Below are 22780 nucleotides of genomic sequence, written 5' to 3'. Positions count from 1 at the left end.
CTTGAGGACGCCGCGGATGAGCTTGAACACAGGAACACAGGCATCGCATCAGGCGGGAACCGCGGACAGCATCAGGCTAGTCCCCGCAGACCCCCGGCTGCGCTTTGAGGTCAGGACGAGGGCGGCGCGAGAAGCGGCCCTCCTGGTCCGCGACCGCCCGCCTGGGCGCAAGGAACTGGAGCAGGCCGCTGATGCTGCCCTCGCGGACCTGGGGCTGCCTTCGGGTTTCCAGGGCTTCGCAATGGTTTGCGTGGACAATGCGTTCTGGCACGACGCTTACCGCGCTGTGCCCTTCCGCCGGCGATTGCTGCTCCTGCCCAAGTGCCTCAATGATCCGGCCAAGTGCGCTGCCGAGATCGATTCCGTTGGCCTGCACTGCACCGGTTGTGGTTGCTGCGAGATCGGCGGCCTGAAGTCTGAAGCCGAATCCCTCGGCTATCAGGTTGTGGTTGCCGAGGGCACGTCTTCGGTGATCTTAAAAGTGCTCGAGGGCGAGGCGGACGCGATCCTCGGGGTTGCCTGTCTGGACTCGCTGGAGAAGTCCTTCGAGGGCATCGCCGAACTGGGCATCCCACACCAGGCGGTCCCACTCCTTCGCGATGGGTGTCGCGACACCGAAGCCGAACCTGATCTGGTACGTGCGCTGATGAATGCCACTGCGCCGGCCGGCGAGGGTGTGAAACACTGTTACCTGCCTCTCCTGCGACACACTGCCGAACTTTTCGCCCATGATGCTCTTGCCGCGCTGTTCGCAGGTCTGCCGGATCTGGGCGCGTCCAGCGCGCGTCCCGGCCATCCGCTTGCGCGCACCCGGGAGATTGCCTTTGACTGGCTGATTCTTGGCGGGAAGCGCATGCGACCTTTCGTCACATTGGCTGCCTACGCTGTTGCCCGTCACGGTGACCGAGCGCTCGATGTGAACACTGACCTCCAAAGTCTGATCCCAGCCGCCGTGGGCAAGATCGCAGTGGCGATTGAGGCCCTTCACAAAGCTTCGCTGGCGCATGATGACATTGAGGACCGGGACGATTACCGATATGGAGAGCCGGCCCTTCACCGGCGACACGGCACTGCATTGGCCATCAATGTGGGGGACTATCTGGTGGGGCTGGGGTACCGGCTGGTCTCAGCGCAGGCCCCCGAACTGGGCGATGCATGTGTATCTGACATCCTCCAGCGCCTTTCCTTGGCCCACCTGCAATTGTGCAATGGCCAGGGAGCCGACCTCCTCTGGCAAGAGCGCGGTGGCGAGAACCTGCGGCCCGAGGACACTCTGCGTATCGGCGCCCTGAAAACTGCTCCCGCCTTCGAGCTAGCACTCTATGCGGGGCTGCGCCCTGCAGGGGTTCACGTGCCGGACGACCTCCTGCGCCGCTTCGCGACCCTTGTCGGCGAGGGATACCAGGTCCTCAATGACCTGCGAGACTGGGAGGACGAGGCGGAGAGCCGGAAGGGGCCTGCGGTGGATGCGCTGGCGCAACGCCCCACGGTGCTGCGGGCATTCGCGCTCGAGGCCGGTGGCGCCAATGCCCTGCGCGAGGCGGCCGCGTCGGGAGGAGACATCGCTCAGCGCTTGCACATGGCGTACCGCGAACTCGGGGCCTTCGACAAAGCAGAGCTTCTCTATCAGCGCCTGCGGGAACGGGCGCTGGATCTGTGCGACTCCTTCGAACACCCAAGCCTGCCAGCCTTGATGCGCTTCCTTGTTCGGAACCTCCTGCCCCTGCGCACGGCTCGAGATCGGGGCTGAGGGCCCTGGGTGCCACTCATCTCGACCTCATAGACGACGCACTGAGGATCGGGCTCTCCCGTTTCAGCCCCGCACTATGTCAGGACGCGTTGCAATATATATGCGCGCGCCAGTCACCAGACGGCGGATTCTCCGGCAGGCGCGGGGGGTCGGACCTGTACTACACGGAGTTCGCCACCCGCGTGATGCTGCTCCTGGACTGCCCGCGCGAACCTCTCGAAGGAGTGCTGGCGTGGTTGGCTGAAAGGCGGCCCAGACCGGCGACAGTGGTGGAGTGTTTCTCGATCCTGAACCTCCGGCGGATGCTCTCCATGCGTGGACTCAGCTTCGCGCCTGACCCCCACCCGCTGCTGGACTGCATCGCAAGGTCCGAGCTGCCATCAGGGGGCTGGGCGAGAGGCCCCGCGGGCCCTTTGAGCGCCTACAACACGTTCGTCGCCGCGTTGTGCCTGCAGATGCTGGACAAGCCCGCCGACCTGCATGTCGTGTCCGCGGCAATGCGAGGCCTGGAAACGCCGGCAGGGGGCTTCAGCGAGGCCGCGGGGGAACCTGTGGCGCAGACCAGCGCCACAGCCGCCGTCCTCACGTTACTTGAGGCGTCAGGACTCTCCGGCCCTGATGTCCGGGACCCCGCAGCAAACTTCCTCCTCTCCATGCAGGCGTCTGACGGCGGGCTCAAAGCGTGGGCTGGAGCGGTCTCCGGGGATCTTCTGTCGACATTCACTGCCCTGCTGGCTCTTTGGCTTGCCGGGCGCGCTTCCTGCCTTGATCTGCCTGGGCTGGGGGAGTTCGTCAGAGACTGTGCCCATCCGGCCGGCGGTTTCGGCGCATATCCCGGCGACCAGCAGACAGACGTGGAGTACACTTACTACGGTATAGGGACCCTCGCTCTGCTGGCGGGGATTGCTGCTGGAGGATGAGAATGATGGTGCAAAACGCCTCGGCAGATCGCCCTCTGAAGATTGTGTACATCGCCGCCGGCGCCGGCCCGATGTACTGCGGCGCGTGCGCCCGTGATATCGCGCTGGTCCGCGCACTCATGGAACGTGGACATGATGTGACCGTAGTGCCCCTGTACACGCCCCTGCGCGTTGACGGCTCGAAGCCGGTGGAGACTGAGCCAGTCTTCCTCGGGGGTATCAACGCCTACCTGCAGCAAAAGTCCGGCTTTTTCCGCCGTCTGCCGCCTGCCCTCGACCGATTTCTGGACAACCCCGCGCTTCTGCGCTGGGTCTCGCGGTTCGCAATCAGCACCGCGCCCTCGAAGTTGGGTGCCATGACTGTTTCGGTCCTCGCGGGGCAAGATGGGAACCAGGCGAAGGAACTCGACCGTCTGCTGGGGTTTCTTGAAGCCATGGGCGTGCCGGACGCCTTCGTGATCACCAATACCCTCCTTAGCGGCATCGCGCCAACACTCAAAGCCCGTTTCAAAGTGCCGGTCCTTTGTGGGATTCAGGGCGAGGACGTCTTCGTAAACTCCCTGGGATCGCCGCATCGCGAACAAGCCCTCGACCACATGCGGCGCAATGCGCAATCCATCAACCTGTTCCTGTCGCCCGGAGACAGCTACGCCGACCTGATGGCTGACCTGCTCCAGGTCAGTCGCGATCGGGTCCGCGTGGTGCGTGCGGGGATCGTGACCGCCGAATACAGGCGACCGGGCCCCCGCGTGCGGGAGCCCTTCACAGTTGGCTATCTGTCTATTATAGGCCGCCCCAAAGGCCTTGACATACTGGTGGATGCCTGGCGCAAACTGGTGGGAGGTGGGCGTGATGTGGTCCTGAAGATTGCCGGGCGGGTCATGGACCCCAGCTACTGGAAGCACGTGGAACGCTCTCTCAAGGCCGCGAGGGGCGGCAGGTTCGAGGTCCTGGGCGAAGTAGATTTCCCCGGCAAGATCAGCTTTCTGCACGCATGCAGCGCTTTCAGCGTGCCCAGCAGACAGCGAGAGACCCGGGGCATGGCGGTCCTGGAGGCCCTGGCTGCAGGCGTGCCGGTGGTGGCGCCGGACGCGGGCGTATACCCGGAAATGCTCAGCCTGGCGCCGGGAGGGCTTCTCGTGCCGAGCGAGAACCCGGATGCCCTGGCGGCGGCGCTGGCGCGGCTCATGGACCACCCGGACGAGGCGGATGCGTTAGGCGAGGCCGGTGCGCGCGGGGTCGCCGAGAACCATGAGGCGTCGGTGGTCGTGGATGCGATGCTGGCGGCCTTGGACGAAATCCTGACCAGGAATGCGAATCAGCAGGCGTCCTGATCGCGGATAGTGTTGCGCTTCACCTTGCCGCTGATGGTCTTCGGCAGCTCCTGCACGAACTCCACGATGCGAGGGTACTTGTACGGCGCGGTCGCAGTCTTTACATGATCCTGGAGTTCGCGCACAAGGTCGTCGGACGGTTCGTAGCCTTTGGACAGAACGCAGGTAGCCTTGATAGCCTGGCCACGCATCTCGTCGGGCACCCCGGTCACCGCGCATTCCGTCACTGCCGGATGTTCAAGCAGGACGCTTTCCACTTCGAAGGGTCCCACCCGGTAGCCGGAAGTCTTGATAATGTCATCCGCCCGACCCAGGAACCAGTAGTAGCCGTCTTCGTCGCGCCATGCCAGATCGCCCGTGTGGTAGACCCCATGGGACCAGACCGACTGAGTGAGTTCTTCATCCTTGTAGTAACCCCGAAACAATCCCACAGGCGGTTCGGCACCGGTGTAGATCACGATCTCCCCTGGTTCACCCGGGTCACAAGGCGCGCCGTCGTCATTGAGCAGGTCCACCTTCCAGCCAGGAGAAGGGCGGCCGGTGGAGCCCGGCCGGGGTTCAAACCACGGGTAGTTGGCGATGCTCACCACTGTCTCGGTCTGCCCAAATCCCTCCATCAGACGCAGGCCGGTGCCGCGAAGCCATGCCTGGTAGACCTCGGGATTCAGCGGCTCGCCCGCGACAACACAGTATTCGATGGCGCTCAGATCGTACTGTGACAGGTCCTCCTTGATTAGGTAGCGGAACACTGTGGGGGGGGCGCAGAAAGTGGTCACGCGCTCCCGCGACACCACGTCCAACAGACGGTGGGGTTCAAAGCGGTCCATATCATAGGCCATCACTGCCGACTCGCAGAGCCACTGGCCGTAGATCTTGCCCCAGGCGGTCTTCGCCCAGCCCGTGTCGGCAACTGTCAGGTGCAGACCGCCTTTGCGTGCATTCTGCCAGTACCGGGCGGTCAGGATGTGTCCAAGCGGGTACGTGTGGTCATGCATCACCATCTTCGGCATGCCGGTGGTGCCGGACGTGAAGTATGTGAGCAGTGGGTCCGAGCCTCCCGCGCTGTCGTCCCCTTCGCCCCGGGGGAAGACCGGCTCGCACTGAGCCGCGAGGGCATCCAGGGACACCCAGCCTTCCGCCTGTCCGTAAGCCAGCGCCTTGACCTGAAGCGTGGGCGACTGGGGTTCGGCGAGACGTACCTGCTCCAGGATGCGCTGGTCGGGCACTGTGATGATCGCTTTGATGTCGGCGGCCTGGCAGCGATACGAGATGTCCTTGCACGTCAGAAGGTGAGTGGCGGGAACCGCCACCGCCCCGATCCGGTGCAGGGCCAGCAGGCAGAACCAGAACTCGTACCGGCGCTTGAGCACGAGCATCACGAAGTCGCCCTTGCGGATTCCCAGCCGTTTCAGCGCGTGAGCCATCTTCGCGCTTTCTTCTGACATTCGAGCGAAAGTGAACTCCGCACGCTCGCCGTGATCATTGCACCACACCAGGGCGCGTTCGTCCGGGCACTTCGCGGCAAGTTCGTCCACCACGTCGAACGCGAAATTGAAACCTTCAGGCGCATGGATGTGGAAGTTGTCGCAGAAGTCGTCCCAGGACGAGAAGTCCACTTGGTTCAGAAACCTCTCCAGCATGGTGTGATGCTCCGTTCGGGTGAACTCGCGCGGGACAGGGACACGAGAGCGGGGTAGATGCGGTCCGGGTCCGGGCGTGACGGCTACAATTCACTATCGGAACGCAATCTCCTTCTTCGGGTCGATGAATGTGCAGGCAACGTCGTTGTGCTCGGGACGGGCCCGGTAGGTTTCCGGAGGTCCGTGGCCACCTGCCCGCGAAGAGTATTGTAAACGTCGAGAAATCCTTGCCAGGAAGTGAATCTCATGCGTACTTGCCCTTTCCGTTTTCCTGTTCTTGTGATTCTCCTGCTGTGGGCGCTGCATGCGCTGGCCCAGGACGGCCCCATTGCCCATTGGGACTTCGAGCATATTCAGGGGACCACGGCGCCTGACGTATCCGGCAATGGTAATGATGCGCAGGTCAACCTGGCCACGGTCACCAAAGGTGTCGACGGCCGAGGCCTGGATTTCGATGGCGAGGCGTCAACAGTGATCTGTCTCGGAGCGGCGTCGGGGAAGCAGAACCCAGCGCTGACGCTCGAGGCCTGGGTCCGCCCTGCGACCTCACATTTCCAGGGCTTTCCGGCCGTGATCCGTCTTGACGGCGCTTATGCCCTGCGCTTCACCGACCGTTCGCTGGGGTTCCTGCTATGGTTCGCCGGGAATCCTGTCTCGCTGCAATCGGCGAAGACGGAGTGGGTGCCGGGCACCTGGTACCACGTCGTTGGTACTTACGACGGCAACGCAATGCGCCTGTATATCGACGGACAGCTGGATCCGGCTTCCCCTCTAGTCCGTCCCGGTACGGTGCATGCGGGCGTTGCGGGCGCGTACATCGGCTCGAACCGCGGCCAATATGCGTTCAAGGGCGGTATTGACGACGTCCGCGTCTATGACCGGGCGCTCTCTGCCGAAGAGGTCGCCCAACACTATGCTGCCGGACGCGACGCCCTGGCTGCCCAGGCCGGTATCACTGTGGAGCCGGTGCTCATCGGCAAGCCGAAGCCGCCATTCCGCAAGCCCGCTAGGGAGATCACTATGGTTCAGGACGGTTTCCTGTGGATCGATGCCGAGGACTTCACCAACTACGGCGGCTGGTCGTTGGACACCCAGTTCGTGCACCTCATGGGCTCGGCATACTTGATAGCTGCGGGCGTTGGGAAGCCTGTGGCAGATGCAACCGTAGAGGTGGACATTCCCACCGCCGGCTCCTGGAGACTGTGGGTGCGTAGCCGCAACTGGCTCAAGGACCACTCCCCCGGGCAATTCCGGGTACGCATAGGGGACAGGAGCACTGAGGGTGTGTTCGGTGCCGCGCACAGCGACGAGTGGCTGTGGGAGAATGGGGGAGACTTTGACCTCCCGGCAGGGAAAGTGCCCCTCGCGCTGCAGGATCTCACCGGATATTACGGCCGCTGCGACGCGCTGATCCTCACCACCGACAAAACATACACACCGGCCACAGACTTGGAGGGTGTTCGAAAGGAGCGGGCCCGTCTGACCGGCATATCCCTGGAGCCCGTGCCGGCCGGTGACTTCGACGTGATCGTCGTGGGCGCAGGTTCTGCGGGGAGCCCGGCGGCTCTCGCGGCGGCGCGAATGGGTGCGAGGACCGCGCTCATACAGAATCGCCCGATACTCGGCGGCAACTCCAGCGACGAAATGGGCGTGCCGATCAACGGCGCGGCAAGCGCCCACCCCAACGCGCGCGAAGCGGGGATCATCGAGGAGGCGGGGCGCATCAAAGCGCGTTTCGGCTACCCGAAGATGAGCGAACCCTTCCGTGTGCTGGCCGAAAGCGAGCCGAATTTGTCGGTCTTTGTGAACCAGCACGTGTTTGCAGTGGAGATGGCCGACGCCCAGCACATTGCCGCGGTTCTCGCAGTGGACACGCTGAAAAACACTGTCAGCCGGTACACCGGGCGGATGTTCGTGGACTGCACGGGGGACGGCTGGGTGGGTTTCTACGCCGGGGCTGAGTTCCGTCAGGGCCGGGAAGCTCGAGCCGAGTTCGGTGAGAGTCTCGCGCCGGAGAAGGCGGACAAAATCACTATGAGCGGCTGCCTCATGGACGGCCATTCCCTGTCCTTCCGTTCGGTGGACACAGGAAGACCTACGGAGTTCGTGCCCCCCGCGTGGGTGCCGAAGCTGCCGCCCGATGACCAGTTCGGGCGGAACATCCGCGGCGTCACAAGCGGGGAATGGTGGCTGGAACACCCCGGCGACATCGACGACACCTGGGACGCCGAACAGGCACGCGACGCCCTGATCCTCGTGTCTTTCGCCTACTGGAACCACATCAAGAATCACTGGGCCGGAAAGGAACGGGCCCGCAACTTCGAACTTGTCAGCATCCCGATACTCGACGCAAAGCGGGAGTCGAGGCGGATCGTGGGCGACTACATCCTCAATCAGAACGATTGCCAAAGCGCCCGGCAGTTCGAGGATGCCATCTCATACGGCGGCTGGCCCCTGGATGTGCATCACCCGGAGGGCATCTACTCGGGTCCCGAAGGTCCTTTCCACACCAACGCCTATGTGCCCATCTACACCATCCCTTACCGCAGCCTGTACTCGAAAAACATCGACAACTTGCTTATGGCAGGGCGCTGCATGAGCGTGACTCACATTGCCCTGGGTTCCGTTCGCGTGCAAGGAACGCTGGCCACCACGGGACAGGCGGCGGGGACCGCGGCGGCATACGCCGTGAAACACGGTATCACGCCCCGGCGGATCTACACCGACCACATGGCCGAGTTCCAGCAATTGCTGCTGAAGAACGACCAGTACATCCCCAATGTGCCGAATCGAGACCCCGCCGACCTTGCCCGGGCCGCAACGGTCACCGCCTCGAGCACCGCGGAGTTCGAATACTTCGGCAGAAGCGATGTGCACACGGGCCTCCTGCACCCGATGGAGACATCGCGCGCCATGTTGTTCCCTGTTGGCCCCGAGAAGCGGCTGAACGCAGTGCATGCGCTCCTGCGGAATACTGCGGATAAACCCGTTGCGGTCACTATGCACCTGCGGGAATCGGCGGCTGCGGGAGAGTTCGGATCGAAGGATGACATCGCGGTGGCACAGGCCGAGCTCAAGCCCGGCGACAACTGGGTGGAGTTCCGTTTCGACCGCGACCTGGAGCAGCCCTTCGCCTGGGTCTGGCTGGAAGTCGCGCCGGGGGTGCATTGGTACCTGATGGACTCAGCTCCGCTCGGATGCTGCAGGGCATACGGTGGGGGGCAGACCGGCGACTGGACGGTGGTGAAGGGCCAATACTACGCGCTCTACACCGATCCGCTCATCGCTGTGCGCACTGCGTTTCGGCCGGAGAATGTAATCAATGGTATTGCGCGCATCGTGGGTGCCGAGGCCAACATGTGGGCGTCGGCTGCCGAGGAGCCCCTCCCGCAATGGGTGCAACTCAGCTGGGATCAGCCTGTGACCGTGAACACCGTGCATCTCACCTTCGACACGGACATGAACATGGCCTATCACACGGCCCCGTTGCCGCCTCAGTGTGTACGGGACTACGAGCTTGCCTGCGAGGTTGAGGGCGAATGGCGCACGCTTGCCCGTGAGAAAGGCAACTTCCAGCGCAAGCGGGTACACCGCTTCGACCCAGTGACCACCTCGCGCCTTCGCCTGACCGTGACGGCGACGAACGGTTCGGAGTCGGCCCGAGTGTTCGAGATCCGCGCCTATAGCGAGTGACCCGCGCTCGGGGGATCATGGAACCCGCTGCCAGGATGCCTGCGAGAGAACTCTCCAGCTCGTGCCGCCTCTGGCCTCGAAGCCCGTGTTCCCCTGCTTGGTGTATGCGCGGGTGTCGTTCACTGCCCGGATGGGATAGGCTCGCTCGAAGGCACCGTCTGTCACCAGCAGCACACAGCCCACGCACAGGTCCGGCGATGCGCTGTCAAGCTCGAACCAGGAGTCGCCTCGCCCGCTTCCCACGGAGAGGATCTTCCCGGATTGCTCCCGCACATTGCACGTGATAGCGGCCTGCCCAACGCACATGTTGCTGCCTCCGACCAATGCCGCTGCGCTTGCTGAATCGCCAGTGCCAAGAACCGCCGTGAGGGTCCCGTCCGTCTCGAGGGTCCCCAATCGGGTCGCGAGACTCAGCCGTTGCGGGTTGGGCATTGAGACCACGATATCCTCGCCCAGTTCCGTGAGTACCCGCACGGCCACCGCATCTTCGGGCGCGTCCGCGGTCAGGGGCAGAACCTCGACGCCGCGTACGATCGCCTCGCCGATGGGCGCACCTTCGAACACACTCACGAAGGCGTTCAGTTGTGCACCGGTGGCCTCGCGAACTACGTATGGGAGGGTTGCGCCGCGGTCGGTGTTCCGGTGATCGCGCTGGCCCCAGCCGTCCGCGAGGATCACCTGTTCGCCCGGTGCCGCGGGCATGTGCGCGCTGAAGCCGTAGTCGCCCGGAAGCACCCAGGACGCGCTCCACGGCGCTTCAGGCCTGCCGTAGCGCCGGTTATCCAACTGCAGCGCGGCACTCCGGAGTGTGAATTCTCCCGCGTACTTCGTCCAGTCGTCCGTCGCCGCAATACGGTCCGATCCGGCGTATGTTCGGTCGCCGGGGTCGTTCGGGTCATCTGGCCACATCACCGGCCCGACGCTCACCTGCGGCGCATTGCCGCGGATGTGGAAGCGCACGCGGTAAGTGCCGCCGCGCGCACCCAGCAGCGCATTGGGGCCGACATAGCCGTTTGAATCGCCAATGAGGAGGGCCACGTTGACTTTCCCGTTCTCGTGGGGCTTCGTAGCCTCGAAGCGCAGGTACCTGCCATTCTCGCCGTCCGCGAGCTCACATGCATACGCGCCCTCGCCCGAATACAGCCCGAATCCTGGCGGGCATCTGCCCACCTGCCCCTGCGCGAGATCCCCGTTCGGAGCCAGATTGGGCCCCTCCCTGCCATCCGAAAGCACCTGCCTGATCTCAACGTTCCTGATGCAGATCTCCGCAAGCTGCCCCAGATGCAATCGAACCGCGAATCGAACCGGCGCTTCCTGCTCCGCAGCAGGCGCAGGCTTGAGGCCTTCCACCGACCACGAGTTGTTCGGACCATGGAACACGTACTGGTTCCGCTTGCCCCCGTGCACCCGGAAGATGTCCAGCAGGTAAGAACGGCCTTGGCCGTGGTCGATCTGGATCACATCTCGCCGGTACACGTGGGCGGTGGGGTACGCATTGGATGAAGCTGCCATCGCCTTCATGAACGGGAGTTGAGCGAAGAGGTGAAAGCTCCCCCGGCGGTCCCTGGTCTGCTGGTCGGCGGAGTCTATCAGCACCGTGTTGTGTGACAGAGTGCGCCGAGTCTGGTAGGAGTCCGGATGATCCCACAGATAGCCGAGGTCGGACAGCAGTTCGCGCCCGTCCTTCCAGTAATACAGGTCGAGGCTGTCGAGGTGATGATGCCCGCCGTAGTCACTGGCATTGAGCAGAGCCAGGCTGTCGCGTCCATACTCGCCGGTCCGCAGGTATCCCTGGGCCAGGAAGGGGAAGACGATGTCCGGGAGCGCGAATGGGGGCAGCGTCTCAGTCGTGGCCTCCGGGTCACGGTAGAAGATGGCTCGTGCTTCGGCCTTTGGTGCCTCCTGACCGTCCGAGTACTCCCGCAGGAGCGCCTTGTGTTGGGGGGTGGGATACCCAAGGGCGATGAGTTCCGCGAAATCCGCTCCGATGGTTGTGGTCCGGTACGAATCCGCGCTGGGAGGGTGTGTCAGATCGCCCTGGAGCGTCCAGATAAGGCTCTGCCAGCAGTCGCCGTAACGCGTATCGCGGCAGGCGTCGAAGCCCTCAAGCCGCGTGCCGTCGGGCCCCGTAAAACCTTGAGGGTCGGTGTAGTTGCGGAACATCAGGGCGAAATCACGGATGCCGCTCATGGTCATCATGGCATATGCCGGCGATTCCGATGTGCCGCCGTCGGGCAGGAACCACTCTTCGATGGTGCGCACGAAGCCGTCCAGCCCGAACCGCACCATCCCCGGGTGTCCCACAACCATGCCCACGGTCGCGACGCCGGCGCGGTTGCCCACTGACTTGTTATTGATCGCGACGTCACAGGCGCCCAGATAGGCGGATTCCAGCAGCACGTCACGTTCAATGCGCACCCGGTCTTGGTCTGAATAGACAGGCCCGTTTTCATCTCGCGCTTCGCAAGTCAGATCATAGGCTTGAGCCATGCGGATTACATAGCCGCCGTCCATGCCGCTGCTGCCCAGCCTGCTGGCGGACCAATAGCCGGTGTGAATCTTGCGGTCCGGCTGATTCGGCGGGTATACAAGCTCATCCACCGGCAGGTTATTGATGCGCTCAGCCGCCACGTGCGGGTCGCAGTCCGCGTACTCCCCGTAGCCGTACCCTGCGAAGACGAGATACTTTGGTAGCACCTCGGCAATGCGCAGCAGGATCGCTCTGGTCGCCCTCGCGTACGCCGTGTCGCCCGTGAGGGCGTATGCCAGCCCGAGATTGCTAAGTTGGGCGATGACGTGCCCGACCTTGTACCCGCGGATGATCCCCGAGATACTGGGCCGGGCGTGGGTGTAGCTGAAACAGCGGAAAGTGTCGCCACCCACGAAGCTAAACTTCTGGGCCGGATCCCAGGTGCTCTGCACGATGACCGTCTCTGGGAACTCGTCATTGGGGAAGACAGTCTTGCAGACCTTGCACGCAAGCTGATCCGGGCGGTTGGGGTTCCAGCTCCATTGGCCGTTGGGATGCCACGGTAGCCCCTTCGCGCGACAGGCGGGACACGGACCGGTGCAGCCGGGGGTGGTGTGCTCCAGCATGCGCTCCAGGTATTCGGGGGTCACTTGTGCGCAGATTGAGTCTGCCGAACTCCGCAGGCGGCTCACATACTCCCGCGCCCAGCCGTGCTTCTCAATGTTCTTTCTGGCGCGTTCGAGATCGGCGGGTTTGATGGCGGCGCAGGGATGTTGCACGGTTGCGCGGAACCGCTCCCAGGCGGACCAGTCTTTGGGGTCGAGATCATCCGCTGCCAGGGAACTCACCGTCCCTATCAAGATCGCGCATGCAAGCAGAACGAGCGTCGCGTGGTGGTTGACCGTCATCTTGTCACTCTCTCGAGTCTTGTTATCGCCCGGATTACTGTGCCGCGTAGCCCCCATCCACCAGGATCGTCTCCCCGTGCATCAGGTCGGATGCAGAAGAGGCCAGGAAGAGAATTGCGCCCGAGACATCCACAGGCTTCCCGAAGCGCCCGGCGGGTATCTTCGCGAGCATCGGGTCGCGCTTCTCCGGCGTCCCCCAGACCTGCTCGCCCATGGGTGTCAAGATGACTGTGGGCGCGATCGCGTTCACGTTCACATTGTGCCGCGCCCACTCAATAGCTAACACCTTGGTCAGCTGGACCATGCCGCCTTTGGAAGCGCAGTAGGCTGCGTGGTCGGCAAGACCGACAATTCCGGCGTTGGAGCAGATCATGATGATCTTCCCTCCGCCGCGAGCGATCATGCCGGGTGCGATCTCGCGGCTCACAAACATCGGGGCCGTCAGGTTCACCGCCATCGTCGTCTCCCAGTGCTCCAGGCTGGTCTGCAGCGCACTCTCCGGGAATGAGATGCCGGCGTTGTTGACCAGGATATCAACGCCGCCCAGGAGCCTGTCAGCCGCCCGGGCCATCTCGATGGCTGCGCGGGTATCCGCCAGGTCCGCTGTCAGAATGTGCGCATGTGCGCCAAGGTCCGCGATCTCAGCCGCAACGTGCTCCAAAGCAGACCTGTCGCGCCCCGTAACCACCAACTCGCACCCAGCGTGTGCCAGCGAGAGCGCAGCGTGATGCCCGATTCCCCGACTGGCCCCGGTGACCAGCGCCTTCCTGCCCCTGAGAACGAAGTTCGGAAACTCCATGCCATTCCTCCTTCGAATCCGAATCCAATTTCGCCCTCGCGGCGCCAAAGGCCTTCTCCAATCAGCGGAAGGTATGCCTGGACCTCCCGGCGAAAGCGGGGCTGGGGGTGCGATACCTGACATTCAAGGAGATGCCGAAAGTATGCACGTTGCTCCCCTGGCAGTCCTCATGCTGTTCGCAGTCGTCTTCCTGATCACAGCAGCGGCGTCAGATACCCCTGGCGCGGATGAAGCGGCGATCCAGGCCCGTTCACTGGTGAGCATGGGCGACACCGCACGCCTTCAGCATGCTCTTGCGAAGGCACGCCGCGGCGAGAAGGTGGTCGTTGCTGTCATCGGCGGATCGATCACTCAAGGAGCGTCTGCGGGCGCGGTGGAGGACCGCTACGGGAACATCATTGCCGCGTGGTGGAGGCAGCGTTTCCCGAACGCTGAGGTGCAGTTCGTCAACGCAGGTATCGGCGCTACCGGGTCGAACATCGCCGCCCACCGGGCGCAGGATCATCTTATCAAGCACAAGCCGGACTTCGTTGTCATCGAGTTCGGCGTAAATGACCCCAATACGGAACTCGCGGCGGAGACCCTCGAGGGTCTGGTTCGTCAAATCCTGCGGGAGCCCAACCAGCCCGCGGCCATGCTCCTGTTTACCATGCACCGCCAGGGCGGCAATGCACAGGAATGGCATTCGAAGATCGGTAGGCATTACGAACTGCCCATGGTGAGTTTCCGGGACGCGCTGTGGCCGGAGATTGAGGCCGGGAGGATGAAGTGGGAGGACGTGGAGGCCGACGAGGTTCACCCTAACAAGCGGGGCCACCACTATTGCGCCCAGTTCGTCAATGCGGTGGTTGCGAAAGTCGCTGACGCTCTGCCGCCGGATGGGGAACTGCCGGCAATCAAGCCAATCCCCGCACCGCTCATCAGCGACACCTACGAACACACCGCGATTTTGAACTCAGGAAACCTGGCGCCGCTGAGAGCCGAGGGGTGGACGGAACTGCCCAGCTGTCCCTTTGGGCCCGGCTGGGCAGCAGATCAGCCCGGGAGCGTCCTGGAACTGAGCGTCCCGGGCACTGCGGTATCGCTAGTCTTCCACCGGATCAAGCGCGATATGGGGATCGTTGAGGCACAGATCGATGATCGACCAGCGGTGCGCATGAACGCGTGGTTCAACGCTGACTGGGGCGGCTACTCGGCATGCGAGATGGTGGGGCAGGACCTGGGCCCCGGCCCGCACACGCTACGAATCACGCTCCTGGAGGAGCGCGCCGAAGCGAGCGGAGGGAACCGCTTTGAACTTCAGGCTGTACTCGCGGCTGGACTGTCCCGACCCGGGCCTCAATAGGCATAGTAGTGCGACAGGAGATAGCCGCACCCCATCACGCTGAGCGACAGCATCGCCATACGAAGGGTCCAGCTGTTCTGTCGCCCCGGTGAGAACATCACGGCCCCGATGACGGAGAGGGTCAGCAGGACCGCGCCCACCAGAATGATTGAGTGTACGACCGGATCGACCCAGTACCAGTAGAGCAATTCGTCGAGGAAGTATCGCATAGCGCAGCCTCCGTGTCCCCGACCCGCGTCTGCCCGTTTAAGTATAACCAGGTACCGGGTTTTGTAAACCGATTTCTTGATTTTTTCTTGCTCTTTTAGTCAAGGAAATCTCTGGAAGACTACAATATTACCCCCTCGGGCCCTCCAAATGCTGCGAGAAGCTTCCGACCGGCACTCTTAGTCAGGCGCTCCATGCGCGCGTTCCAGGGCTCAAGAATCCGTAGATTCCGTTTCTGAAGTTCCCTGTAGCAGTCCGGCAAATCCAGGATTCTGAGCACATACGGCAGACAGGCTGAGAGCGGCCAGCGCATGTCTTCCTGCGTCGCCCATTCGGAGAAAGCGATGGGCGCGTTTTTCAGGGTCACCGATGTAATGCGCTCATCCAGCACCGCGGCGAAGGTCGCCGGGAGTGATCCCCAGCCGCGCCCGACGATGTGCACGTCCTCGTAACCGTATGACTGCATCCAATCCAGGACGGACAGGATGTCATGGGTGCGCCGGCCCAGGGTCGGTTCGCCCAGCATCAGGCCGTATGAGGCGTAGAAGTAGTCCGAGCCGTAGATATTGAGGTACGAGTCTCGGTCGCAGGTGTTGGGGATGGACTCGCCGATTCCGCGCGGGTCCACTGCGAAGAAAGCCCGGGCGGTATCGGCTCCCAGCTTGCGGGCGAGCGCGTCGGTGCGCAGGTCCTCATCGCTGGACATGTGCGGAACGTACAAGACAGCCCTCTCGCCGGGTGGAACGGGGGAAGCCAAAGCATCGTCCTCCAGCTTGTACACGATGGCCTGGATGTCAGCTTCCGTCTCAACCACGTAAGTAGTGGCGAAGGGCCGCGGGTATTCCTCGATCCGTCCCGACTGGCGCAGGATGCGGTACTCAGGTACGCCTTTGCGTCTCGGCATGTTCAGCAGCTTGCCCAGTTCCTTACGCAGTGCATCCCCGGATAGCGGCGCACGACCCTGCAGGAGAGTCTCAGCGCTCTCCTTCGTGAAGCTGAACACGTTCTTCGGCCTGGGCTTGAGATCTGCCACCTGGCCGGTCTTCGTGACCCAGAGGGTCTCATCGGGCTCGATGGTCACCGGCGGCTCTTCGCTGGTCTCTTCGGACTTCCCGCAGGCCTTGTTGAAGAATCCGTACATCGCCTCACGAAGGGGCTGGGCGTAGCCATGGTGGCCCTCGCCGGTGAAGATAGCAACGTTGTCTTCCGCACCGAGCAGCCGATAGAGATGGCGCAGGCGCTGGTAGGCCTCCTGTGCGCCGCGCTGGTCGAAAAAGTCAAGTTGCTGCGTCAGAAGGATCAGCGGCTTCGGCGCGTGCAGACCGAAGAAGTCGTCAATGTCCAGACCCAGCTGGAGAGCGAAGGGCGGCTGCTGCTCGGCGTCGGCGGGGAGTTCGTTCTCGGCATTCCGGCGCCAGGTGGTGACGTAACAGCCCGGGCCCGCCATGGTATAGCGCTGGTCCAGGGCGCAGATGAGGGTTGTCAGCGTTCCCCCGCCGGAGTTTCCAGTGATGCCCAGGTGCGTGGGATCCACCTCTGGCCGGCTTAGCAGATAGTCGCAGGCGCGTATGCCGTCCCAGGCGCGCCAGGTGCCGAAGAACTCTCCCACCAGCAACTGTTGCCGGCCGGCGTGGTTGTGTTCGGCGCAGCACCCACCCACCCACGAGTTGCCGTCTTTCCCAGGGTATTGCAGTCGCTCCCCCTGGCTCATGGGGTCATACTGGAATACCACGTAACCCTTACTCGCCAGGCCCTGGCAGAAGGACTGGTAGGCGTCGCAGGCCTTGCCGTTGGCCGAATGCCCGCAGGGAGCGAGTACTCCAGGGCAGGGCAGTTGGTGGCGCTTGGGTATGTACAGCAGGCCGGTCACGGGAAAGCCCGGGCGGCTTTCGAACAGCACTTTCTCGACCCGGTACGCGTCGCGCTCGAAAGCCCCCGTGACCTCGGCGTTCAGTGGCGTGCGCTTGGGCAGTGGGCCGAACACCTTGCGCATCTTGCGTCGGAGGGCCGCCTGGTAGTCCAATGCGTCCTGTCGGGTTTTCATGGCAAACTTCAGAGCATTGGCCTGCTCCTCGATCTCTCGCACCCGGCGCATGAGGTTGATCTGCAGCATCTGCGGAAAGCGGTTGCGGTAGTCCACGGTCGGCTCCTTGTGGCTCATTCTGGATGCGGCGGGCTGTGGCCGTGTGCCCTCAGCCCTCCAAAGCACCTTCGTCCACTCGCAAGATCGCGGCGGTCAACAGCTTTACCGCCAGCGCGGCATTCGGCACATCCACGGTATCCCACCGGTCGCCCGGAAGGTGGTAATTCGGGTCTTTGTACGGGTAGCAGCCGATGTTTATCACCGCCGCCGGGTAACCGGCTTTCACGAAGGACCCGTCATCGTCGCCGGGGTGCTCGCGTTTGAACTTCGACGCAATCAGCCCGAGGTTGTAGTCCTCGTTGGTCTTGAGGACCAGATCCGCGATACGCTCCCCTTCCGGCTCGGTGAACCCGGTGCAGTGGGTCAGCATACCCGCCTCAGTGTCCTCGGGGGACTTGCGGCCGATGCCGTCAACGTTGAAGACCGCGATGATGTTGTCGCCGCGCTCTTTCGCTGTCTGCGCGGCGGTGACACTGGTCCACGGGGTATGCTCCTCATTGCACCAGATGAACCACAGGGAGCGCTTTGTGGGGTAGTCCGCCAGTACCCTGGCCATCTCCAGGATTCCCACCGTGCCAACGGCGTTGTCGTTTGCGCCGGGAGAGTCCACCCAACTCTGGGAGTCCTTGTGGGCGATAGCGACGATGATCTCCTCGGGTTTCTCGGAGCCGATCTTCTTTGCGTACACGTTGTAGGCAGTGTACCAGGGGTCCTCCGGGGCAGGCGGGGAGTATCGGTGGTGGATGTTCTTGGTCTCATCGCAGCGATATGCCTGGACCCGGGTCTCGTCGCGCTCCGTCTGCCAGCCCCACTCCCTGAGCTTGCTTTCGATGAAATCGTCGGCCTCGTGCAAGGTGCACTTCTCATGTCCGGGCAGTGTGTAGTTGAGCTTGCGATAGGGCAGAGGGTCCTCACACAGACTGTACAGCCACTGCCGGATGTTTTCCTCGGACACAGTGTCGATGATGCTTGTGATAGGATCAGCCAACGGTGGTCACTCCCTGGATTGGTTGGTCAGTGTCTATATCTGAGAAAGCAAAGCATTCAGCCGCGCCTGCCAGACGGCTTCGCTCAACTGGGACGCGAGATGATTGAGCTGGTAATCCATACGCGTCCATTCGGCGGCGTCCAGTTTTCTCTTGCCTGTGAGGGCTTCGCGCACCGGGATGGTCTGCGCCCGGTAGTCCGCGGCAAGACGTCGCAGTTCGGCCTGGGTCAGTTCATCATTCTCGGACGCCGCCTGCGCATCCAGCGCCGCCAGCAGCCCGTCCAGGTTCTGCAGAGCATTCACGGCAAGGGCGCGGTAGGTGGTGTGCGCAAATCCCTGGCGCGTGTAGATCACGATCTGCCCTGTTCGGCCGCCCGTACGGAACTCATCGCCCAGCTTGCCGAGGATCGCCGCCGATGGTGACAGGACCAGGTGGGCGAAACGCTCCGGGTCGTGGAAGTTGGCTTTCGTCTGCGCCCAATTCGACCAGTGTCTTTGTGGGCCAATCAGCCGGTCGCGGCAGACATTGAACCCGATGACCATGCCGGCTTCGGGCCTGACGCCCAGATCGACCCACGGGATGGCTATCTCGATCGTCCAGTGATCGGCCTGCAAGTCCGTCGCAGCCTCGACTTTCGCGTTCCAGGAGGGTTCTGTCAGGTGGGAATCGTAGACGCTCCCGGCCACGTTCACCGCGAACTGGAAGTAATCACCGTGGCTGTGCTTCGGGTCCACGAAGAACTCTACCGCTTCCGTGGAGAACACCGCGTGGGCGTCCCGAGTCTGTGCCACCGGGGTGAGCTTGTCCATGAGCGGCTCATCGCAGCGGACCCCGAAAATCAGGTGGGTCGTGCTGTAGATCACTCGCAGGAAGGTCTGGGGCTGGACAAGCTCCGGACGGTCGTAGTAAGTGAACCCGCCGGCCAGGGGCGCATATTCCCACGATCGCTCCGTCATCTTTCCGTCGACGATGATCCTGTCATACGTGCGCGCGCCCGGGTATACCTTGATGTCGTAGTCATCTTCAGCGTGGCAGACGATGCCCGGGATCAGGCATGCCAGCGCAGACAGCCAGATCAGTTTTCGCATGGGCCCATCACTCCTGTGTCCGGCTTGCGTTCTCACCGCACCGCCAGTTCCTCCGTCACGGGCTCATTCGTGAACAGGTCTGTCGCCTCGATTCTCCAGCGCCCGGTGGGGTCATTGAACGCCACTGGGATCGGGAACTCTGCGGCTTCCTCGCCAGCGATCACGATCTGATCCAGCCAGTCCAGATGCTCGCCACCGTTGGTGACCCGGATGCGGAAGGCATGCAGGCCCTCGGCGCCCGGGACGGATATGCGGGCCGTCGCAACGGTCCCCCGGGACACATCGGAGGGTTCGAGGGTCAGGCCGGCCTCAGGGACGGCCCTCGTCGCCAACACCAGGAACGTGGCGCGGTTGGGGATGATTGTCACCGGGAAGTGTTCCACCTGCCCCAGAGACTTGCGGTTGCGCAGGTCATACACGAAGCGCGGCTGGGGCAGGAACATGGTGGCGTTCGTCTGCAGGCCGCCGGTGCGGAACAACGCCACGATCTCCATGCTGCCGTTCGCCCAACGGACGATCTCGACATTTCGTTCACGCAGGCCGTTCTCGCCCACGAGACGATAGCGGGGGAAGATGCCGGCCTTGGCGAACAGGTCGCGAGTTTCCTGGGCGATCTCCTCGGGAGTATCGGCCACGTCCAGCCGCGGGTAGCTGCTCATGTCGAAGTTGGTCATGTACGCCGAGCCTTCGCCGACCTTGTTCGCGATGAAAAGCGGCGCTCCGTCTGCCGTCACCTGAGCCACACCCGTTGTCAACCGCACGCCGGTGTCGGCCTTGACTGCGCCGATGCCCTCTACCTCCACCTTTTGGGCTGCAGGCTTCGCGGTGCGTTCAATGCCGAATACGTCGTCCAAAACCCCTGCATCCCGCGGCTTGCAGTGACCGTCGTAGATGCCCGGTCGCACGTCGGCCATGACCGTGCCACCGCCGGCGGCAAAGTTGCGGATCACCTCGGCTTCGGCGTCACCAATCGCTTCAGCACGGGGCAAAATCAGCACCTTATACCTGTGCGCGTCGAACTCGCCCAAGCGCAGCATGCGGTCGCTTACGTACCGGAACTGCATGCCCAGTTCCCGCACCATGGTATGCACTGCGCTGTGGGATCCCGCATATCCGCCGTAACTCGCGCCCTCATCCAGGTTATGAGCGTACACTGACGGATGCGAGTACAGAACTGCAATGCCGTCATCCAACATCTCGGACTGGAGCAGAAGGTCGCCCAGTCCGTCGCGCACGATCTGGGTATCTTCGAGGATCTCGGCCACCGCCGGGAATGGCCGGAGATCAGGCGCAAGCCACCCGTGAAACCGGCCGATACAGTCCCAACGCCACCACCACACTGAGTCGCAGCCGCGGGTCACCATGCGCCAGTACTTCTGCAGCAGGGAGTCCGCGTCTTTCGTGTAGCCCATCCAGTTAGAGCGCGGGAAGCTGCGCGGCGCCAGGGAGCGCACCACTTCATCGGCCATTCCAGGGTAGGGCGACCAGAACTCGTTGTTGCGGATGATCAGGTCCAGATCGTCGCCATGCTCCAACACCCCGGCGCCCTCGAACCCGGTCTTCGAATCGGGGTCGATGCTTCGGTAAGCCTCCTTATATGCGCCGCAGAACTTCACGAAGTTCCAGGACTTGTACGCCTGGCGATCGAACCACCGCGGGTAGTTCTTCTCGCGCAGCGACACCGCTTCATCGCTGTCCTTGGGGTCCGCCAAACCGACCTCGCTCCAAGTGGCGAAGTCCGTCCCCCATGAGGCGTTGAGCGCATCCAGCGTGCCGTACTGCTCCTGGAGAAACACGCGGTAGGCTTCGGCGCAGTGCGGGGACAGACATGCGCCCTTGGTGTCCACCTCATCGCCCAGGGAGTAGACGAACACCCCATGTTCCCGCGCGCCAGTGTATTCCCGGGCCTTCTGCTGCACATGCGCCTGCACGGCCTCGACGTCATTCCAGCAGAAGGGCTTCATGATCCCATCCGCGTCTCGCTGGGCCATGATTCGTGTGGTATAGGGGACCCAGGCGACATTGTAGGCGGACAGGTACGGCGGCGGGGTGCCGCCGGCGAGCTGCAGCGTAACCGAGTGTTTCACCAGACTCTCTTCCGCATACGGGGCCAGCGTGCCCCGCGGCACGTCCCACATGAGGAAGTTGAACCGGCCCCGGTTGCGTTTGCAGACCCGGAAGAACTGCCATGCGCGGGACACCTCATCCAGCTTTGTGATCAGCCGCGCCCGCACCGTCACGAGCATGGGAAACCAGGGCTCAATTGTGAAATCGAACTGCGCGGGATCATTGCTTGGAGCCACCGAGCGCTGGGCCAGGATCCTCCCGCGCCGGTCCAGAAGCTCAATCTGGAGTACCTCGGCGGGCAGCGGCTCGCCCTCGACAGAGACCGTCCCCGCGATGCTGTCGCCGGGCTCGCCCCAGGTCTCATGAAGCTTGAGTTCGCTGACCTTGCGGCTCGAGGTGACGGTGAAAGGAACGGACGCCCAGCTCTCGATCCCCCTGTCGCTCCGCAACCAGACGTCGAAATGGTAGTCTCCCGCGGGCAATGGGGGCACGCGCTCAGAGACCATCCCGGGGGAAGACACTTCCTCGATCATTGCGATCCGGGCAATGGGAACAGGTTCGCCCGTGTGGCTGACGTAGCGCTTTCGCACCCATGCTTTGCCCTGCAGCAGCGTACCGGTCACCTGCCCGGTGATCTGGGCGCCCTCGTCACGGGCGAAGGTGCTCTTATCGATGCTCAGCGCGATTTGCGCCTTGGGCTCCTTGCCCGCGGCCCACAAGATCGCGTTGCCCAGGCGCTGGGCCCAGTAGTCGTAGACTGTCTCCCACCCCGGCGCATACTCGATGGACGGCTGCTTCGGCAGACGGATTCCGCGTCCTTTGCCCACCGTGAACGCCTCACCAACCGGGCCTTGCGCGAGGAACGGGGGAAGCTCTGTGAGCTTGTTTTGATCTTTGAGGATTCGCGCGTCATTGGCGCCGACGAAGACGATCCCCGCGCCGTCGGTCACGGGTTTGAGCACCTTGTACTGCTGCTCGGGGGACATGTTGGACAGGTCCAGCCCCAGGAAAACGTAGGCGTCCCACTGCTTCTCCAGCAGGTTGAGCATACGGCGCTCACCGGTTGCGCCGCCGTGCCAGTGGGTCTCAACGCTGTCCACGATTTGCGCCCAGAAGACTGCCTCCGCCTCGATCTCGAAGCGTTGCATGACCTCCACGCATTCGCGCGGGTTGACGCCGCGCCCGTCTACGAAGAACAGCACGCGGGTCTTCCCGTAGGCATACGGCTGCGCCCAGTCGGTGTGCGGGGTGGGGAAGTCCATTGTCAGGGCGTGGTCGACTTCCAGTTCTGCCATGTCCTGAGCGCTGACGGGCAGGACAAGGCCCAGCGCGGCCAATACGACCGTGGTCATGACGACCGGCGCTCTACGCGACATCTGCAATCACTCCCGGTGCAGTCGTCAATCAGGCACGTCCACACGTCGGCT

General features: G+C 63.2%; 13 protein-coding genes. 5 read left to right on the top strand and 8 right to left on the bottom strand.

Going from position 1 to position 22780, the window contains the following annotated elements:
* The first annotated feature begins 16 nt into the window (after positions 1-16).
* The 3 genes from HPY44_08915 to HPY44_08905 all read left to right on the top strand — a co-directional run bounded on the left by HPY44_08915 (position 17) and on the right by HPY44_08905 (position 4004).
* Positions 17-1750, top strand: coding sequence for a polyprenyl synthetase family protein (locus HPY44_08915; GenBank protein NSW56122.1), 1734 nt, complete (start codon positions 17-19; stop codon positions 1748-1750).
* A gap of 89 nt (positions 1751-1839) precedes the next feature.
* Positions 1840-2670 (top strand): hypothetical protein, encoded by an 831-nt coding sequence (locus HPY44_08910; GenBank protein NSW56121.1) that lies wholly within the window; start codon positions 1840-1842, stop codon positions 2668-2670.
* A gap of 2 nt (positions 2671-2672) precedes the next feature.
* The gene (locus HPY44_08905) at positions 2673-4004 is read left to right on the top strand and encodes a glycosyltransferase family 4 protein (GenBank protein ID NSW56120.1); all 1332 of its coding nucleotides are present in this window, start codon (positions 2673-2675) and stop codon (positions 4002-4004) included.
* Here HPY44_08905 and HPY44_08900 read toward each other — a convergent pair.
* Positions 3989-5644 (bottom strand): AMP-binding protein, encoded by a 1656-nt coding sequence (locus HPY44_08900; protein ID NSW56119.1) that lies wholly within the window; start codon positions 5642-5644, stop codon positions 3989-3991. The two genes, HPY44_08905 and HPY44_08900, sit on opposite strands and share 16 nt — an antisense overlap.
* A 246-nt stretch (positions 5645-5890) precedes the next feature.
* On the opposite strand from HPY44_08900, the gene HPY44_08895 reads away from it, so the two are divergent.
* Positions 5891-9337, top strand: coding sequence for an FAD-dependent oxidoreductase (locus tag HPY44_08895; GenBank protein ID NSW56118.1), 3447 nt, complete (start codon positions 5891-5893; stop codon positions 9335-9337).
* A gap of 15 nt (positions 9338-9352) precedes the next feature.
* Here HPY44_08895 and HPY44_08890 read toward each other — a convergent pair whose 3' ends face one another.
* Positions 9353-12715 carry a heparinase II/III family protein gene (locus tag HPY44_08890; protein NSW56117.1) on the bottom strand — a complete coding sequence of 1121 codons (3363 nt, stop codon included), beginning with the start codon at positions 12713-12715 and terminating at the stop codon, positions 9353-9355.
* A 34-nt stretch (positions 12716-12749) separates the two neighbouring features.
* The gene (locus HPY44_08885; protein NSW56116.1) at positions 12750-13514 is read right to left on the bottom strand and encodes a glucose 1-dehydrogenase; all 765 of its coding nucleotides are present in this window, start codon (positions 13512-13514) and stop codon (positions 12750-12752) included.
* Positions 13515-13656: 142 nt separating this feature from the next.
* On the opposite strand from HPY44_08885, the gene HPY44_08880 reads away from it, so the two are divergent.
* A complete protein-coding gene (locus HPY44_08880; protein ID NSW56115.1) occupies positions 13657-14859 on the top strand; it encodes an SGNH/GDSL hydrolase family protein in 1203 nt (400 codons plus the stop codon).
* Here HPY44_08880 and HPY44_08875 read toward each other — a convergent pair.
* From HPY44_08875 to HPY44_08855, 5 genes are all read right to left on the bottom strand, one after another.
* Positions 14853-15068: a hypothetical protein gene (locus tag HPY44_08875; protein ID NSW56114.1), complete on the bottom strand. Its 216-nt coding sequence runs from the start codon at positions 15066-15068 to the stop codon at positions 14853-14855. The two genes, HPY44_08880 and HPY44_08875, sit on opposite strands and share 7 nt — an antisense overlap.
* 119 nt (positions 15069-15187) lie before the next feature.
* Positions 15188-17179, bottom strand: a complete 1992-nt coding sequence (locus HPY44_08870; GenBank protein ID NSW56113.1) for a prolyl oligopeptidase family serine peptidase — start codon at positions 17177-17179, stop codon at positions 15188-15190.
* A gap of 79 nt (positions 17180-17258) precedes the next feature.
* Positions 17259-18197, bottom strand: a complete 939-nt coding sequence (locus HPY44_08865; GenBank protein NSW56112.1) for a M28 family peptidase — start codon at positions 18195-18197, stop codon at positions 17259-17261.
* A gap of 33 nt (positions 18198-18230) precedes the next feature.
* Positions 18231-19286, bottom strand: a complete 1056-nt coding sequence (locus tag HPY44_08860; GenBank protein ID NSW56111.1) for a carbohydrate-binding family 9-like protein — start codon at positions 19284-19286, stop codon at positions 18231-18233.
* A 32-nt stretch (positions 19287-19318) separates the two neighbouring features.
* Positions 19319-22729 (bottom strand): beta-galactosidase, encoded by a 3411-nt coding sequence (locus tag HPY44_08855; protein NSW56110.1) that lies wholly within the window; start codon positions 22727-22729, stop codon positions 19319-19321.
* Positions 22730-22780: the final 51 nt, after the last annotated feature.

This window comes from Armatimonadota bacterium (genome assembly GCA_013314775.1).
Lineage (GTDB): Bacteria > Armatimonadota > Zipacnadia > Zipacnadales > JABUFB01 > JABUFB01.
Note: the sequence above shows the minus strand (reverse complement) of the source record. Positions and strands in the feature narration are given on the sequence as shown.